The following is a 16747-nucleotide window of genomic DNA, read 5'->3' on the forward strand; positions in this document are numbered from 1 at the left end:
GTTCCTCCCGTGAGCGCAGCGCCATGGTAGACGCAAACCTGGCCGCTCGGCCAGCGTCCGCTTTGCTGCCGGCGCTCGGAGCAATGACCTGGCTTCAGGCGCTGGTGGCGCTGGCCTTGTTTGCGCCGGGCGTGGTGGCGCCGCGCGCCCATATCGAGGTCTGGCAGCTCTCGATGTTCTCATGCGCGGTGTTCGCCGTCGGCATCCCCGCCTCGTTCTGGGGCGGCGGCTTCATCGCGCGGCTCGGCTCGCTCCGGATCGCGAGCCTGTGCGCGGTGGCCATCGTCGCCAGCATGGCGCTGGCGTCGCTCGGATCGACCGCCGCGCTGCTTGCAGCAGGCCTCTGCCTCGGTCTTGCCATGGGGCCCGAGACGCCCGCGAGCGCGGCGTTGCTGGCGCGGCTCGTCACCGCCGAGCGGCGCGCCTTCGTGTTCTCGGTGCGCCAGACCGGCAACCAGATTGGCGCGGTCTTCGGCTCGCTCGCGCTGCCCGCACTCGCCATCTCGTTTGGCCCCGCCTGGTGCTATGCGGCCGTCGGTGCCTGCGCTCTTCTGGCGATCGCCCTGTTCGAATGGCTGCGGCCGGCCTACGCCGGCAAGATCGCGCCGCCGCCGAAGCTCGATCTGCGCGCCCGGCTGGCGCTGGTGACCGCGGACCGGCGGATCGCGATGCTGGCGCTGGCCTCGATGCCGTTCAGCGCGATGCAGGTGTCGCTCAACACCATCTTCGTCACGCTCGGCACCCGCGAGCTTGGCCTCAGCCACATCGAGGCCGGGATGGCGCTTGCCTGCGCGCAGGCCGGCGGCCTGGTCGGCCGGCTCGGTTGGGGCTATGTCGCGATGCGCCTCGACGCTTCGCGCATGGTGCTCATCGTCATTGGCCTCGGCATGGCCATCTGCGCCGCGCTGCTTGGCCTCGACGGCGCATCGCTCGGCCGCCCCGGTCAGTTTGCGTTCGCCGCATTGTTCGGCCTGACGGCCTCGGGGTGGAACGGTGTCTTCATCGCCGAGATCGCGCGCCTCGCGCCGCAGAACCGGATCGGCGAGACCACGGGCGCGGTGCTGACCGCCTCCTATTTGGGCCTGCTGGCCGCGCCGGCGCTGGTATCGATCCTCGATGGTGCAGCCAGCCTCGGCGCGGCCTTTGTCGCCTTGGCCTGTCTTGCGCTGTGCGGCACATTGGCGCTGATCTGGGGGGACCATGACAAAGACAAAGCCGGCAGATAGCGCGCGGGAGATCGCAGCCGACGTTACGGCCGGGCGGACGAGCGCCGTCGAGACAGCCAGGGCCGCGCTCGCCCGGATCGAGGCCGGCAAGGCGTTGAACGCGGTCGTCACAACCGATCCCGCCCGCACACTCGCCGATGCCGCCGCGGTCGACGATCGCCTGCGCGCCGGCGGGATGATGCCTCTCGCCGGTGTCCCCGTCATCGTCAAGGACAACATCTGGGTCGGCGGCTGGCGTGTAACGCAAGGCTCGCGTCTGTTTGCCGATTTTGTCGCGCCACGCGATGCCATCGCGATCGAGCGGCTGCGTCGCGCCGGCGCGGTCGTTGTCGGCATAGGAGCGACATCCGAGTTCGCCAGCAAGGGCGTCACGACGTCGCCGCTGTTCGGGCCAACGCGGCATCCGCAAAATCCCGCGCTGACGCCGGGCGGCTCTTCGGGCGGACCCGCCGCAGCCGTCGCAGCCGGCCTTGTGCCACTCGCGATCGGCACCGATGCCGGCGGCTCCAGCCGCAGGCCTCCGGCCCATGTCGGCGTCGCCGGCTTCAAGCCGTCCTTCGGCGCGATCCCCTATGGGCCCGGTTTCGCCGAGCCATTCTTCGGCCTGTCCGTCATTGCGCCGATCGCCATTGATGTCGGCGATATCGCCCTGGCGTTCGAAACCTTGGCCGGCGACGATCCGCGCGATCCGGACTCGGCGAGCATCGCGCAAGATGCCAGGGACATCTCCAGCCTGCGCATCGCGTTCTCGCCGCGTCTCGGGCTCGACGTCGCAGTCGACGATGTCGTCGCAAATGGCCTCGCCTCCGCGATTGCGCGTCTCGCCGCCGCAGGTTTACCTCTCGCACGACGCGATCCCGTCTGGCCGCCGGATGCGACGGAAGACGCAATCATGCCGCTTCAGCACGCGGGCCTTTCCGCTCTCTACGGCGATGCCTTTCGCAAGGATCCGGCCGCTTTCGATCCTGATATCGCCAAACAGGTCGAACGCGGTCTCGCCTGGTCAGGCAGCGATGTCGCCCGGGCGCTGGTCGCCAGCACGTCGATCGCCCATGCTTTTGCGACTTTCTTCACCGAAACCGACCTGCTGCTGGCCCCGACGGTGCCCTGCGTCGCCTGGCCGTTCACCCAGCTCGGACCCGACATGATCGGCGGTCGCCCGGCGAGCCCCCGCGGGCACGCCGTATTCACGCCCTTCGTCAATCACGCCCGGCTGCCGGCGATCTCGATCCCCTGCGGGCGTGATAAGGCCGGACTTCCTTTCGGCCTCCAGATCATCGCCCGGCGCGGACAGGACCGCACATTGCTGTGCGCCGCACGACATATCGAGGCGCTGCTGCGGGTGTAATTCACGTCACGAAAGTCGCCCGCAAACGCCGCCAGCCGATCACGATGCCGGTGACGGAGAACACCAGGCCGAGTGCACAAAGCCCGACGATCAGGACGTCGCGCAGACGCGGATGCGCCATGAGGACAGGGAAATCGAGCGTGTGCAGCGCGCTGTAGAACCAGCGATAGGCCCGCCGGGAGGCGTCCAGCCGTTGCAACAGGCTGCCGTCGGCGCCGTCGATGTCGAACCAGAGATCACCGCAGCGGGAGCGGTAGACGGGCGCGCCGGGAACGATGGACTGGGCGGGGTAGTCGTCGTTATCAGCAAGGACGGAGGGTGCGCCGCAGCCGGCCGCAAGGCGCGCGGTCAGCCTCTGGACCTCGTGCACATCCAGAAATCCCGCAGGCCCCGCGCGGGGCGCCTCTTCCGCCTCGATCAATGTCTGACCATCAAGGTCGATCCGATCCCGCCGATAGACATTGCCGTTGAAGACGAACCATTCGATTTCGCGGGCCGACGGCGATAGCGGCTGCTGACCGAACGATGAGGCCGCCGTCCAGTCCGGCCGGGCATTCATCGCGCCGGCTTCGGCTGCGGTCAACTGCCCGCGCGAGAACAGCCTCCCGTGATCCATGGAGAGCCAACCGCTGAAGATCCAGGTCAGGACGAACGTCATTGCCGCAAGGCCCATGAGATGATGGAGCGCGTGCCAGCCACGATAAGGCGACGACACCTTGTACCTGCGCAATTTCACCCGCGCGATCCCGAGCACCGCGCCGAGCACCGCCGCACTCAAGGCCAGCAGCGACAAGGTCCAGACCACGCGATCCCACAGCGGCCAGTTGCTCCTCAAAGCCGTCGGATAGATCCAGTGCAGCACGCTGCCGACGAGATTCCAGCCTCGTTCCTTCCGCGTCGTATCCAGGACGATCTCGCCGGTCAGCGACGAGACATAGACCTCCGTTCCCGCGGCATCGCCCAGGGCAATGCGAAACAAGGGCCGATGGCGGTCAAAGCCGTTCGGCACGCTCCATTGGTCATAATCCGCGTGGGCGAGGATCATCGCCCGCGCGGCGTCGAGCCCGCGCCGGCGGGCGTGGTCTTGCGCGATGGCCAGCGCAATATCGGACGAGGCGACAGACGCGCCGGCTCCGTCGGAGGCGTGGACTGCGCCTGTGCGCGATGGTCCTGAGACGATATAGACCGGCCCGTCGCTGCGCTGGACCAGGCGAACGCGGCTGGCATCGGCAATTCCGGTCGCGGTCACGGCATCGGCGACCGAGATCCTCACCTGCGCGCGATCCAGCGGCACGAGTCCGGCAAAGCGTTCCGTTTCCGCCAGCGACGGAAACGGAACGAAGTGCATCACGATTCCGCTCGCGAACCACATCGCGAACAGGAGACAGAACGCGACCCCGAGCCAGCGATGCAGCAGGACGATCGCGCTCATCATCCGGTCAGCGCCTCACCATTTGAACGCGGCCGAGAGCTCGTAGGTGCGCGGCGCACCCAACAGGATCTGATCGGGATAAAACGGGTCGCCCCAGATCGCGTAGCGCTTGTCGGTGAAGTTGCGCACCCGGAAAGTCAGGCGAGCCTGGTCAACCGCATTGAAGACCGTCCTGGGGATATCGACGAAGGCGTAGACATCGCCGACGGTGTAGGCATTCATGGTCACGGTGTTGGCGTCGGTATTGTAGCGGTCGCCGACGTAGCGGCCGGTGATGCCGACCTCCACCGGCCAAGGCGTGAAGAACCGGTACGATGCGCCGGCATTGGCAACGATGCGCGGCACGTTCGGCGGCGTGTTGCCGGAGAACGAGCCACCGACGAAATTGTAGTCGGCGTAGCGGGCATCGACATAGGCGATATTACCCCAGAGCCGCAGCGGCTCGATCGGGCGCACCGAAGCGGCAAGTTCCATGCCCTTCGACTCCTGCCGCCCGGCGATGTTGAGCGCCATGCCGCCGGCGGCGGCGTAGACGTTCTTGCGCTGGATGTCGTAAGCGGAGAACGACCACTCCGCCCGGTTGTCCCAGAACAGGTGCTTGACCCCGGTCTCATAGGTACGCGCAGTCGTCAGGTCGAGCGGCTGGGTGGGCCCAAGCAGGAAAATATTGTTGGCGGAGATGTCGGCGCCGGTGGCGTACTGGCTGAAGAAGGTCAGGCCCGGAACGGCCTCCCAGGTGTAGCCGATGCGGCCGGTGACCGGCGCCCAGGATTTCGAGAACGGAAAATTCGCGTTCTCCAGACCGTTGACGTCGGTCGAGTTGCGATCGAGCCCGATATGCTCCACACGGAGACCACCAACCAGCGCGAAGCTGCGCGTGAGCTTCAGCCGATCCTCGAACGACAGCGCCTCGTTGTCGATACGCGCGGTCTGCTGCTTGGTCGTCAGCAGGCCGTAGAAGCCGCGGTTGGGATCAACGAGATCAACGGAATCACCGGGAAAGTTGGCGGCACCCGGCCTGACGAAGTCGAGATAGCTCGACGACAGCGTCGTGACGAGACGATTGTCGAAGCCTGCGATGTTCGCATCCCAGGTCAGGTCGGTGATGTTGCCGACCAGACGCTGGCTGTGCGCCACATAGAAGCGGCTGCGATCAACCGTGTTCGTCGCGGTGTTGAACGCCTCGACCTCGTTGTTGAACCAGGAGCGCTCGGCGCCGTAGGCATAGGCCTGGCTCTTCAACGTCAGGTCGGGGGCAAGCTTCAACTCGAAGCCACCACGCAGCCAGACCTCCTGCGCCACGTTGCGATTATCGAGGACGTTGTAGTTGGTGTTGAAGGTGCGGTCGTCGATCGTGATCGACCCGAGATTCGACGGGTTGAAGCTCGAGACATAAGTGCCCGAGACGATGCCTGCCGTCGCGTGCGAGCCGCTGAAGGCCACCGGCACCAATGGCGCGCCCCAATAAGCCTTGGAGCGGTCTTCCCGGTACTCGATCGCGCCCCAGACCTTGAGGCTGTCGGAGATGCGGTAGTTGAGCTGACCGGAGACGTCGAGGGTCCTGGTGTTGGTATCGTCGGCAAAGCCGTTGAGCGAGGAGCGGCTGATGTCGAAGCGATAGTCCAGCCCCTGCACATTGGTGCTGCCGCCGGACCCGTAATGGGCGCGGAACGAGTTCAGCGAGTCCCAGGAGAAATCGGCTTCGCTGCGGATCGGCCCCGTGTGCGGCTGCTTGTTGACGAAGTTGATCGCGCCGCCAGCGGCGCCCTCGCCCGAGATCAGCGAGGCCGGGCCCTTGAGGATTTCCACAGCTTCGAGATTGGCGGTGTCCATGATCCGCGAGGTCATGTTCTGCGGGCCGATCTTGATGCCGTTGTAGAGCGTGTTGATCTGGCTGTTGGTGAAGCCGCGCATCGAGAAGGCCGAGGGTTCGGCCGGATTGTCGCCGGCGGTGACTCCGACGGCGCCTTGCGCCACGTCGGAGACGGTGCGGTAGCCCTGATCGCGCATGGTCTCGGCTGAGATCACCTCGACGGTGGCGGGGGTCTCCCGCACGGTCAGGCCGAGCCGCGAGGCGCTCTCCGCCACCGCGTTGCTGTTGAGCGGTGTCGGCGTTTGTTCCGGCGCTGCCGCACCCGGCACCGTGGGCTTTGGCTCTGCCGCTGTGCCAGCGGACCTGCGCGATGAGGCGCGGCGTGCGGTTTGCCCCTCGCGACCGGCTGGCCTCGCCTGCCTGCGGGATTGGGCCGGCGACACCTCAACCGGCGGCAGGGGTTCGCGGGCCTGCTGCGCGACGACAGCGGGCAGGTCGGCGGCTGCGAGCGATGTGAGAGCAGCGGAAGCGAGCAGGAAGCGGCGCGGTCGTACAATACGGATGGAAGACACGGCTTTGGACCTCGGTGTGACGTCAGTGGCACGTCACAGCGAACGAGGTCTCACCCTGGGCCTGTCAGCCTTCCGATGAAGCCGAATGTCTGTACTCCCCGACCGACATCTTCGCGTGTGACCACGGCTGACGGCAGGTCTCCTGGCTCGCGGGTCATTACCTTCCGTCGCCTTCCCGGGACCGAGATACCCAGTGGCTCGTGACGCAAGATTCGCCGCTTACAGTTGCGGGGGCAGCCACGGCATTGGGGACAAATTCCCCGCACCGCATTCCCTTTTCATCCCCTCTCGGGGAAACCGTCGCGAGCATCTAGGATTACGATCCAGACAGAGTCAATGTGCCAGTTGCGGCGTTATTGCCACAGCGACCAACTTCCTTGGAGATAAGCATGGAAGGCGAGACCTTCCTCTGGCTGATACGGCATGCGCGCGTCGACGGCATTCCCGGGACGATCCATGCCGCCGACGCGCCGGCCGATCTTGGCGATCGCGCACAGTTGGAGGCGCTGCGACAGAGACTGCCACGCGACGGCGCGGGCTATGCCAGCCCGGCGCGCCGCACGGTTGAGACGGCGCGCGCACTGGGACTCGAACCGGTGCAGATGGCCCAATTCGGTGAGCAGGACTTTGGCGACTGGACCGGCCGGCGGCACGACGATCTCGCAGCGGCCGGCGGCGAGACCTATGCGCGGTTCTGGAGCGATCCGGCTTGCGAACGGCCGCCCGGCGGCGAAAGCTTCGAGGATCAGGTCGCGCGTGTCCGGACGGGACTGTCGGGGATCGGAACCGGGGCCGCGACGCTTGTCGTGCATTCCGGCACGATCCGCGCGGCGCTGTGCGTCGCGCTGGATCTCGCGCCACAAGCGGCCCTGCGCTTCGTGATCGATCCGCTGTCGCTGACCCGGATCGACCGGCTCGCAACCGGCTGGCGCGTCGTGTCCGTCAATCAGCGAATGGTTTGAGCCGGATCAGGCTGGACGATCCGGCACATTGGCCTGCGCAAACGTCGCCATGTCGTTGTGGAGGGTGCAGGCCGACCGCACCAGCGGCAGCGCGATCGCGGCGCCCGATCCTTCGCCGAGCCTGAGATCGAGGCTGATCAGCGGCTGCACATTCAGCGCGCGCAGCACCAGCCGATGCCCCTGCTCCGCCGAGAGGTGGGAGGCGAGCTGGAACGGCTGGCACGACGGATTGAGCCGCGCCGCGACCAGCGCCGCCACCGACACGATGAAACCGTCGATCAGCACGGGAATGCGCGCTTGCGCGGCCGCGATGATCGCGCCTGCGATCGCTGCGATCTCGAGACCGCCGACGGCACACAGTATCTTTTCGGGCGATGCGCCCGCAACGCCATGGCGGGCTATCGCAGCGTCGATCACCCGCGCCTTGTGCGCCCGGCCGGCCGCATCGACGCCGGTGCCGCTGCCCGCGATCTCCTCGGCGCTCACGCCGAGCAGGCTGGCTGCAATCGCCGCGGACGTTGTGGTGTTGCCGATGCCCATCTCGCCGAAGATCAGAAGATCGGGCTGCCCGGACCGCGCGCGCATGACCGCTCGTCGGCCGGCTTCGAAAGCAAATGCCAGCTCTGCAGCTGCGAGCGCGGCCTCGACGCTGAAATCACGCGTGCCGCGACGCGGCTTGTCGGTCACGATGCCTGCCGTCTCCTCCTGCGCCAGCGTGCCGACGTCGACGACCTCCAGGCTGGAGCCAAGCTCACGCGCCAGCACCGAGATCGCGGCGCCGCCGGACGCAAAATTCGCCATCATCGCGATGGTCACTTCTTGCGGATAGGCCGACACGCCCTGCGCGACGATGCCGTGATCGCCGGCGAAGATGATGATCGGCACCCGCGCCGCGCGCGGCTGTTCGGTCGCCTGCAGGCCCGCAAGCTCGATCGCGAGTTGCTCGAGCCGGCCGAGCGCGCCGGTTGGTTTCGTGAGTTGCGCCTGCCGCGCGATCGCCGCCTCGCGGTGGACCGCCGAGATCTCGGGGCATTCCTGGGAGACCCATTCGGGGAGCATCGTGCCTCGCTTACGGCCTGCGCTTGAGGATGTAGCTGTCCATGATCCAGCCGTGACGCTCGCGCGCGTCCTGTCGCGCAGCGACGATGCGCGGGCCGATCTCTGCCAGAACGCCGGACATGATGATCTGGTCGGGCATGCCGAGATAGGCGCCCCAGTAGATATGAAGCTCGCCAGCATCGAGCGACTGGAACGCGGTGCCACCGTCAAGCATCACTACCACTGTATCGACGCCTTGCGGCCAGCCGCCTTCGCGCAAACGGCGTCCTGTCGTGACAAGGAACGGCTCACCGACGTCGTTGAGCGGCAGCGCATGCGCCGCGCACAGCGTCTGGATCGAGGTGATGCCGGGCACGACCTCGATCTCAGGCAATGGATTGAGCCGCCGCGCGATGCGTAGCGAGGAATCATAGAGCGAGGGATCGCCCCAGATCAGCAGTGCGACCTTGCCCTCGCCCTCGAGGCGATTTGCGATCGTCTGCGACCAGGTTGCGGCCACGGCATCGTGCCAATCGTCCACGCCCTTGCGGTAGTCCGCTTCGGCCGCATCGCGCACGGGAAGATCGAACTCGGCGATATCAGTCGTTTGGTTGGTAAGGACATCCGCGCAGATCGTGCGCCTGAGATCGGCGAGATCGGACTTGGCCGTCCCCTTGCGCGGAATCAGGATGAGATCGGCCGCGTTGATGGCGCGGATCGCGGCGCGCGTGAGTTGCTCGGGATCGCCGCAACCGATGCCTATCAGGGAGAGCGTGAGCATCTTGCCCGCGAAAGGCGGCCATGACGGCCGCCTTTCGCTTGTCTCTTAAGCCGCGTTGTGCAGACGCGGGGTGACGAGGCCGGGCGCGGTGACGCCGCGCAACGACTTCGCCAGCGCCAGCACGGCGAGATCGGCGAGCGGCTCGATCACGATGACCAGCGCATAGGACGCCGCGAAAGTCGCGATGTTGACGAGGTTGGTCACGGCAAAACCGGAGCCGTAGAGCGCCCAGAACGCCACCCAGGCGATGACGCCGGCCTGATAGGTCGTCGAAAGCGCCAGCGCCTGGCGATACCTGAGATCGACATAGGCGGTGTTGCGGGCAATGATCCGCGCGGCGATTGCCTGGATCGCGAACAGCGGCACCAGCAGCGTGGTGACGTTCATGCCGTATTGCGGCAGGTCGGCCGGCTCGAAGAACATCCCCTGGAGCAGCAGGCCAATCGCGAGGCCGAAGGCCGCGGGCGCCGCGCCGAACAGCAGGAACAAGGTCGAGCCGAGGATGAAGTGCACCTCGGAGACCCCGACCGGGAAGTGCGGCATGATCTCGAAGAAGGTGAACACCAGGCCGGTGGTGGCGAGCGTTCGCGCCGCGAACGACGTGATCCCCTGCTCGCGCACGGTCTCGGCCGCGAGCTTCAGGGCAACGCCGCCTGCGGCGATGCCGGTTGCGTAACTCAACACGAGCTTGGCGCCCGTCACGATCCCGGGTTCGATATGCATGGCTCTCAGATCCTTCCTGCCGTCACACCCGACGGCCTTGGCCTCAAAACGTGCACGGCCGGTCTCCTGGCTCGCGGTTCACTGGGGTTCTCCGGCCTTCCCGAACCCTTCGGCCCAGTGGCGGTTCGGAGCCCCTCACCGCTTACAGTCGCGGGGGCGGCTGGGGTTTTGGGCGCCGCAACTGGGTCCGCCCACCCCCATTCCCGATTATGCTCCGGCGCTTTGCGCCGCGTGGAGCACCATGCATCTCCTGTGTGCCCCTTTCGCGGAGCCGGCGTCAAGGGGCGAAGGGCCGCCGACGCCGTCATGACGGATAATCCCCCGCCAGCGCGCCGAACAGGATCACGGCCGCCGTCGAAGCGGCGCCGCCTCGCCCAAGCTGCTCGGCAAGCTCGGCAATCGTGGTGCGAACCAGCCGCTCGTCGGGGCGGCCGAGAGATTCGGCGAACAGCGCCGGGGTGGTCGGCGAGAGGCCGTGCTCGATCAATTTCGCGACAAGCGCCGGAAACGTGCGGCGGCCCATATAGACCACGGTCGTCGCCTCCGGATCGGCCAGCGCCGCCCAGTTCAGGTTTTGCGGCAGCTCGCCGGTGACATCGGCGCCGGTCACAAACTGCACCCGGCGCGAGGTGTGGCGCCGGGTCAGGGGAATGCCGGCATGGGCCGCGGCCACACAGGCCGAGGTGACGCCGGGGATGATCTCGTAGCCGATGCCGGCTTCGCGCAAGGTGTCGAGCTCCTCCTCGAGCCGGCCGAAGATGCCGGCATCGCCCGACTTCAGCCGCACCACGCGCGACCCCGTAGCCGCATAGTCGACCAGCAGGCGGTTGACGTGGTGCTGCTTGGTCGAGGGCCGGCCTGCCCGTTTTCCCACCGCGACGAGATTGGCGCCGGGCCGGGCCAGATCGAGGATCGCGCCGGATGCGAGGTCGTCATAAAGCACGACGTCGGCCTCGCGCAGCCGGGCGGCGCCCTTGAGCGTGAGAAGCTCGGGGTCGCCGGGTCCGGCGGAGATGAAAGTGACAAAGCCGCTCACCGGTCCTCCGCGATCAGATGGAAGAACGTGCCGGTGGCATGCCCGCGGCGGGAGCCGGTCTCGGCGATGACCGCGCCGGTGGCGTCATGCACGACCGCCAGAGGTGTATCGGGCTGCGCCGCGATAGTGGAATAGTGGAACTCGTGGCCGCGCAGGCGTGCGCCGACCTGGTGCCCCGGCATCGGCACGGCGAGCGCGGCGAGACGGTAACCGAGATGCATGCGGCGTTTGGCAAAGCTCGTTTCGAGGCCAAGCAGGCCCGTCATCTCATGACTGATGCCGTCGGCGTCGGTCAGAGCGGCTCCCAGCACCATATAGCCTCCGCATTCGCCGTGCACCGGTCGCGTCTCGGCGAAGGCGCGCAATCCGTCGCGGAAGCGGGCATTGCCAGCGATCGTCCCGGCATGCAGCTCGGGATACCCGCCGGGCAGCCAGCACACATCCGCACCCGCATCAGGACCTTCATCGGCAAGCGGCGAGAATGTCGATATCTCGGCGCCCGCCGCACGCCACGCCTCCAGCATATGCGGATAGACGAACGAGAATGCGGGGTCGCGGGCAAGCGCGATGCGCTGGCCGGGCGGCGTCACGTTGAAGGCGTTCGCGGCGGGTTGCGGCGACCAGCTGGCTGCCGATCGAAGCACCGCATCGAGATCGACGTGCTCGGTGACGAAGCGCGCAGCTTCGTCGATCAGCTTGCCGATCTCCGCCTGCTCCTCGGCCTGCACCAGGCCGAGATGCCGTTTCGGCAGACTGATCTCGGCATGGCGCGGCAGAGCGCCGAACACGGCGATGCCGGCATCGTTGAGCGCACGCCGCACGAGGTCTTCGTGGCGCGGGCTCGCGACGCGGTTCAGCACCACGCCGGCAAGGCGCACGCCGGGGCGGTAGTCGCGCAGGCCCGCGGCGATCGCGGCCGCCGTCTGCGCCTGGCCGGAAGGATCGATCACCAGCACCACCGGCCAGCCCAGCATCTCCGCAATGTCGGCGGTGGCGCCGGTGCCGGAGACACCTCGCGCGGCGACGCCGTCGAACAGGCCCATCGAGCCCTCGGCCAGCACGACGTCGGCGTCAGCGCCGCGGTCGACGAGATGCGCGATTGCCCCGCGATCCATCGCCCAGCTATCGACGTTGACGGAGGCGCGTCCCGTGGCGGCGGCGTGGAAAGCAGGATCGATATAGTCGGGCCCGCTCTTGAAGCACTGCACGTTCAATCCGCGATTGCGCCAGGCGCGGGCGAGCGCCAGCGTCAGCGTGGTCTTGCCGACGCCGGAGGCCGGTGCGGAGATGACGAGGCCTGCTGCCATCACGACACCTCCGGAAAGCGCGGCTCGGCGCCGACCGGCCGGTAGCGGCGATCGTAATCGGCGGCATAGAGGCGGCTCTCGTCGAAGTCCGCCGCGCCCAGTGTCCTGCCGACCAGGATCAGCGCGGTGCGCTCCATCTCGGCGCCGACAGCGGCATCGAGCGTCGCCAGCGTCGCGCGAACGATGCGCTGGTCCGGCCAGCTCGCGCGCCAGACGATCGCGACCGGGCAGTCGGCGCCGTAATGCGGCGTCAGCTCTGCGATCACCTTGTCGAGCAGATGGATCGACAGATGGATGGCAAGCACCGCGCCGGTGGCAGCGAATGCGGCGAGCTTCTCGCCTTCAGGCATCGCGCTGGCGCGGCCCGGCGTGCGCGTGAGCACCACCGATTGGGCAAGCCCGGGCAACGTGAGTTCGGCTTCGAGCGCTGCCGCGGCGGCGGAGAACGAAGGCACGCCTGGCGTCACCGTATATGGAATCCCGAGGGCGCGCAGGCGCCGGAGCTGTTCGCCCATCGCCGACCAGATCGAGAGATCGCCGGAATGCAGGCGCACGATATCCTTACCTTCCGCATGCGCGGCCGTGATTTCCGCGATGATCTCGTCGAGCGACAAAGGCGCGGTGTTGACGATGCGCGCCCCTGGCGGGCAATGCGCCAAGACGCCCTCGGGCACCAGCGAGCCCGCATAGAGGCAGACCGGACAGGCGGCGATGAGGTCGCGTCCGCGCAACGTCAGCAGATCTGGAGCGCCCGGCCCGGCACCGATGAAATGCACCGTCATGGGCCGTCTCCTTCCGCGATCGCCGCGGTCGCGGTGCGATCCTGGGAGACCACGCGCGCCGCGATCAGCCGCGCGCCGGACCCGGCTGCCGCGAGCGCCGCAGCTTCGGCAACGGATCCTGTGCCGAATTTTTCGCTGATGAGCTCTGACTGGGTCGGCGTCGGGATGCCTGCAAGCGCGGCGGGCGGAACGGCCCTGATCGGCACACCGCATTCGCGCGCAAGCTGCTTCAGCGCCTCCGTGTCGGCCTTGTCGCTGACGGTCGCTAACGCCGCGAGGCCTGCAGTGCCGCCGGCCGCCAGCAGCGCCTCGCGCAGCGAAGCCAGCGTGACGTCCTTCTTGAACCCGAGTCCGGCAACTTTCATCGGACCGCACTCCACTGCACGACCGGCCGCGCCGCCTCCCAGGACCGGTAGCGGCCGAGCGAACCGGCACGGGCGATCTCGACCCGCATCAGCTCGCCGCCGTGGCGCTGGTGCAGTTCGCCGAGCAGTGCTTCCGTCTCCAGCGTCACGGCATGCGCGACGAGCCGCGTGCCGGGTGCTATGCGCGACCAGATGGCATCGAACACCGCGCTATCGAGGCCACCGCCGATGAAGACGGCGTCAGGTGCGTCCAGCGCGACCAGAGCTGCGGGCGCTTCGCCCGCGATGACATCGATCCGATGCGCCAATCCGAATTGCGCCGCGTTGCCCCGGATGTTGGCGGCGCGATCCTCGCGCGCCTCGATCGCGGTCGCCGTCCCGCCGCACAGCGCCCACTCGACCGAGATCGAGCCCGAGCCGGCACCGATATCCCACAGCCTCGCTCCGGAACGCGGCGCCAGCGCCGAGAGCGCAAGCGCGCGCACCGGCCGCTTGGTGATCTGGCCGTCATGGACGAACAGATCGTCTGGTAGGCCGGAGCTGCGGGGAATGCCTTGGGCGCCCTTTGCCTCGACGGCGACCGCGACCAGGTCTCCAGCGACATCATTAGCAAAACCGTCGGTGCGATGCATCCTGATGCTTTCGCGCGGCCCACCGAGCGCCGCGAGAGTCCAGAATGCCGAGGCGCCCCATCCGCGCGCGCTCAGCCACTTCGCGAGATCGCCGGCCGCCTTGCCGTCGCGCACGAGACAAATGATGCGCGCATCATGCGCCAGAAGCGGTACGAGACGCTCGAACGGCGCGGCGTGGAGACCAAGACAAGCAATTGCTTCGAGGCGCCAGCCGAGCCGCGCGGCAGCGAGTGAAAACGTCGAGGGCGCCGAATGCGCGATCCACTCGCTTGCATCCAGCTTTTCGGCAAGGCCGGCGCCGGCGCCGTGCCAAAACGGATCGCCGGACGCGAGCACTACCGTCCGACTGCCGCGACAAGTCAGCACAACGTCCGCATCGAACGGCACCGGCCACAGGTGGCCGCGCCCGGTCACACCCGCAAGCGCGAGGTGACGCTCGCCGCCGAAGACGGTTTCGGCCTCACGCAGCGCCTTTCGGCTTGCCTCCGACAGCCCGGCAAGGCCATCTTCACCGATACCGATGATGGTTAGCCAGGGATCAGCCATGACACGCGCCCTCATTCTGGGCGGAACGAGCGATGCTAGCTTGCTCGCCGTTGAAATCGCTCGCGCGCGCATCGACGCCGTCTATTCCTATGGCGGTCGCACCCGCGCGCCCGCCGACCAGCCGCTGCCGACCCGCATCGGCGGTTTCGGTGGCGTACGCGGGCTTACCGACTACATCCGCGCGGAAGCCATCACGCATGTCATCGACGCGACGCATCCCTTCGCCGCCGAGATGAGCCGCAACGCGATTGAAGCGTGCGCGGAAACCGGCACGCCGCTGATCGCACTGGAGCGTGCGCCTTGGGCCCAAGCGTCCGGCGACAACTGGATCGAAGTGCCGGACGTCAACGCCGCCGTCGTCGCACTGCCCGAGCGGCCCGCAAACGTGTTCCTCGCCATCGGTCGCCAGCACATCGCGCCGTTCGCGACCAGGCCGCAGCACGCCTACACGCTGCGCTTCGTCGATCCGCCCGAGGCGCCGCTGCCGTTCCCGGCCGATGTGATCGTGTCGCGTGGGCCGTTCACGCTTGACGCCGAGCTGGAGATGCTGCCCGCGCGCGGCATCGCCTGGATCGTCGCCCGCAATTCCGGCGGCGACGGCGCGCGTGCCAAGATCGATGCGGCCCGCATGCTGAGCCTGCCCGTGATCATGATCTCGCGCCCGGAATTGCCCGAGCGCCGGCGGGTCGAGAGCGTCGCCGAAATCATGCAGTGGCTCGGTCATCGCGCCTGCCTCGGCGCATAAACCCAGCGGCCGACGCGGCGTGTCTGCGAATTGCCGACGATCACCAGCGTGCGCATGTCGGCCATCTCGGGCGTCGCGTCGTCCAGCGTCACGATCTCGATTGTCTCGTCAGCCGCGCTGATCGCGCGCGCGAAGATCACGAGGCGCCCGCCGCAGCCGGCTTCCTTCAGCACCGCAAGCGCGCGGCCAAATCCCTCCGGCCGGCTTGCCGAACGCGGATTGTACATCGCAATGGCAAAATCGCCTTCCGCCGCGAGCCGCAAGCGCTTCTCGATCACCGCCCAGGGCTTGAGATTGTCGGAGAGGTTGATCGCGCAGAAATCATGGCCGAGCGGCGCGCCGGCGCGCGCAGCCGCCGCCAGCATCGCGGTGATGCCGGGCAACACGCGGATCGGCAGCTCCTGCCATTGCGGCGCCCGTTCGAGCGCCTCGAATACGGCTGAGGCCATTGCGAACACGCCGGGATCGCCGGAAGACACGACGACGACCTGACCGCCTTCGGCAGCCAGCCGCAGGGCTTCGCCGGCACGCTGCAGCTCTTCGCGATTGTCCGACGGATGCAGGTTGAGCCCAGCCCGCGGCGGCACGCGCGCGACATAGGGAGCGTAGCCCAGAATGTCGGTCGCGGCCGCCAGCGCGGCGGAAACCTCGGGCGTCACCAGCGCATCATTGCCCGGCCCGAGGCCCGCGATGGTCAGCGTGCCCGTCATTCGGCGGCGTCCGGATGCCGGCCCTTGCCGTGCACCAGCACGATCGCAAAGTAAGGACAATCGGCGGCATCGATGGCGGCGAGCCGCACCACGCGCTCGCCGGGCATGGTGCCACGCTCGACCAGCCAGGCATCGTCCAGCCGGCCGGCGGCAGCGAGCGCGCGGCGCACCTTTGCGAGATTGCGGCCGGTCTTCATGATCACGATTGCGTCGGAATCGCGCATACGCCGTTCGAGCTCGTCCTCGGCCAGCGTGCCCATCAGCACCGTCGTCACGTCGTCGCCAAGCGCGATCGGCTGTCCCACACCATTCCAGCAGCCCACCATGCCGGGAATGCCCGCGATCACCTCGATCTCGACGCGGCCCTGCAGGCGCGTGTGCAGATGCATGAAAGAGCCGTAGAAGTAGGGATCGCCCTCGCAGAGCACGACGACGTCGACCGCGCGCGCCAGCTGCGCCAGCCGCTCGGCCCATTCGTCGTAGAAGCCGGCGAGCAGCTGCACGTATTCAGGACTGTCGAAGGCGATCTCGGTCGTGACCGGATACTCCATGGGATATTCGGTGACGCCGCTTCCGAGCATGCCCTCGACGATGCGCCGCGCCTGTCCCGGCCTGCCCTTCTTGCGGAAATAGGCGACGTGCTCCGCACCGCGCACCGTGCGGTCGGCGCGCACGCTCATCATATCGGGGGCACCGGGGCCGAGACCGCAGCAGATGATGCGTCCCATC

General features: G+C 67.7%; 16 protein-coding genes and 2 riboswitches. Of the genes, 4 read left to right on the forward strand and 12 right to left on the reverse strand.

Going from position 1 to position 16747, the window contains the following annotated elements; translation table 11 throughout:
* Positions 1-23 precede the first annotated feature (23 nt).
* The gene (locus NR187_RS08760; RefSeq protein WP_256806274.1) at positions 24-1226 is read left to right on the forward strand and encodes an MFS transporter; all 1203 of its coding nucleotides are present in this window, start codon (positions 24-26) and stop codon (positions 1224-1226) included.
* Entirely contained in the window at positions 1201-2574 is a 1374-nt protein-coding gene (locus NR187_RS08765; protein WP_256806275.1) for an amidase, read from the forward strand. Before NR187_RS08760 ends, NR187_RS08765 begins: the two co-directional genes overlap by 26 nt.
* 1 nt (position 2575) lies before the next feature.
* Here NR187_RS08765 and NR187_RS08770 read toward each other — a convergent pair whose 3' ends face one another.
* Both NR187_RS08770 and NR187_RS08775 read right to left on the reverse strand, forming a co-directional pair.
* Positions 2576-4009: a PepSY domain-containing protein gene (locus NR187_RS08770; RefSeq protein WP_256806277.1), complete on the reverse strand. Its 1434-nt coding sequence runs from the start codon at positions 4007-4009 to the stop codon at positions 2576-2578.
* 12 nt (positions 4010-4021) lie between these two features.
* Positions 4022-6391 (reverse strand): TonB-dependent receptor, encoded by a 2370-nt coding sequence (locus tag NR187_RS08775; protein ID WP_256806278.1) that lies wholly within the window; start codon positions 6389-6391, stop codon positions 4022-4024.
* 114 nt (positions 6392-6505) lie between these two features.
* Positions 6506-6708: riboswitch (cobalamin riboswitch) on the reverse strand.
* Between the two features lie 72 nt (positions 6709-6780).
* Between NR187_RS08775 and NR187_RS08780 the strand changes: the two genes are divergently transcribed.
* Positions 6781-7353 (forward strand): histidine phosphatase family protein, encoded by a 573-nt coding sequence (locus tag NR187_RS08780; RefSeq protein WP_211383079.1) that lies wholly within the window; start codon positions 6781-6783, stop codon positions 7351-7353.
* Positions 7354-7359: 6 nt separating this feature from the next.
* Here NR187_RS08780 and cobT read toward each other — a convergent pair whose 3' ends face one another.
* The 8 genes from cobT to cbiT all read right to left on the reverse strand — a co-directional run bounded on the left by cobT (position 7360) and on the right by cbiT (position 14563).
* A complete protein-coding gene (gene cobT, locus NR187_RS08785; RefSeq protein WP_211383078.1) occupies positions 7360-8412 on the reverse strand; it encodes a nicotinate-nucleotide--dimethylbenzimidazole phosphoribosyltransferase in 1053 nt (350 codons plus the stop codon).
* A gap of 10 nt (positions 8413-8422) precedes the next feature.
* Positions 8423-9172 (reverse strand): precorrin-6A synthase (deacetylating), encoded by a 750-nt coding sequence (gene cobF / locus NR187_RS08790; protein WP_211383077.1) that lies wholly within the window; start codon positions 9170-9172, stop codon positions 8423-8425.
* Positions 9173-9217: 45 nt separating this feature from the next.
* Entirely contained in the window at positions 9218-9895 is a 678-nt protein-coding gene (locus NR187_RS08795; protein WP_211383076.1) for an energy-coupling factor ABC transporter permease, read from the reverse strand.
* Positions 9896-9933: 38 nt separating this feature from the next.
* A riboswitch (cobalamin riboswitch) is annotated at positions 9934-10154 on the reverse strand.
* A gap of 45 nt (positions 10155-10199) precedes the next feature.
* Positions 10200-10931, reverse strand: a complete 732-nt coding sequence (cobA, locus tag NR187_RS08800; protein ID WP_211383075.1) for a uroporphyrinogen-III C-methyltransferase — start codon at positions 10929-10931, stop codon at positions 10200-10202.
* On the reverse strand, positions 10928-12238 hold the full coding sequence (locus NR187_RS08805; protein ID WP_211383074.1) for a cobyrinate a,c-diamide synthase: 1311 nt from the start codon (positions 12236-12238) through the stop codon (positions 10928-10930). The genes cobA and NR187_RS08805 overlap by 4 nt, the downstream gene beginning before the upstream one ends.
* Complete coding sequence (gene cobM / locus NR187_RS08810) at positions 12238-13020, reverse strand: precorrin-4 C(11)-methyltransferase (protein WP_211383073.1); 783 nt, start codon at positions 13018-13020, stop codon at positions 12238-12240. Before cobM ends, NR187_RS08805 begins: the two co-directional genes overlap by 1 nt.
* Complete coding sequence (locus tag NR187_RS08815) at positions 13017-13385, reverse strand: cobalamin biosynthesis protein (RefSeq protein ID WP_211383072.1); 369 nt, start codon at positions 13383-13385, stop codon at positions 13017-13019. The genes cobM and NR187_RS08815 overlap by 4 nt, the downstream gene beginning before the upstream one ends.
* Complete coding sequence (gene cbiT / locus NR187_RS08820; protein ID WP_211383071.1) at positions 13382-14563, reverse strand: precorrin-6Y C5,15-methyltransferase (decarboxylating) subunit CbiT; 1182 nt, start codon at positions 14561-14563, stop codon at positions 13382-13384. The genes NR187_RS08815 and cbiT overlap by 4 nt, the downstream gene beginning before the upstream one ends.
* Between cbiT and NR187_RS08825 the strand changes: the two genes are divergently transcribed.
* Positions 14562-15308 (forward strand): cobalt-precorrin-6A reductase, encoded by a 747-nt coding sequence (locus tag NR187_RS08825; protein ID WP_211383070.1) that lies wholly within the window; start codon positions 14562-14564, stop codon positions 15306-15308. The genes cbiT and NR187_RS08825 overlap by 2 nt on opposite strands.
* Here the strand turns inward: NR187_RS08825 and cobJ are convergent.
* Together cobJ and NR187_RS08835 are read right to left on the reverse strand one after the other, a co-directional pair.
* A complete protein-coding gene (gene cobJ, locus NR187_RS08830) occupies positions 15284-16018 on the reverse strand; it encodes a precorrin-3B C(17)-methyltransferase (protein WP_211383069.1) in 735 nt (244 codons plus the stop codon). The genes NR187_RS08825 and cobJ overlap by 25 nt on opposite strands.
* The gene (locus tag NR187_RS08835) at positions 16015-16746 is read right to left on the reverse strand and encodes a precorrin-2 C(20)-methyltransferase (protein ID WP_211383068.1); all 732 of its coding nucleotides are present in this window, start codon (positions 16744-16746) and stop codon (positions 16015-16017) included. Before NR187_RS08835 ends, cobJ begins: the two co-directional genes overlap by 4 nt.
* Between the last annotated feature and the right edge of the window lies 1 nt (position 16747).

The sequence above is a fragment of the Bradyrhizobium sp. Bra64 genome (assembly GCF_024519875.1).
Lineage (GTDB): Bacteria > Pseudomonadota > Alphaproteobacteria > Rhizobiales > Xanthobacteraceae > Bradyrhizobium > Bradyrhizobium japonicum_G.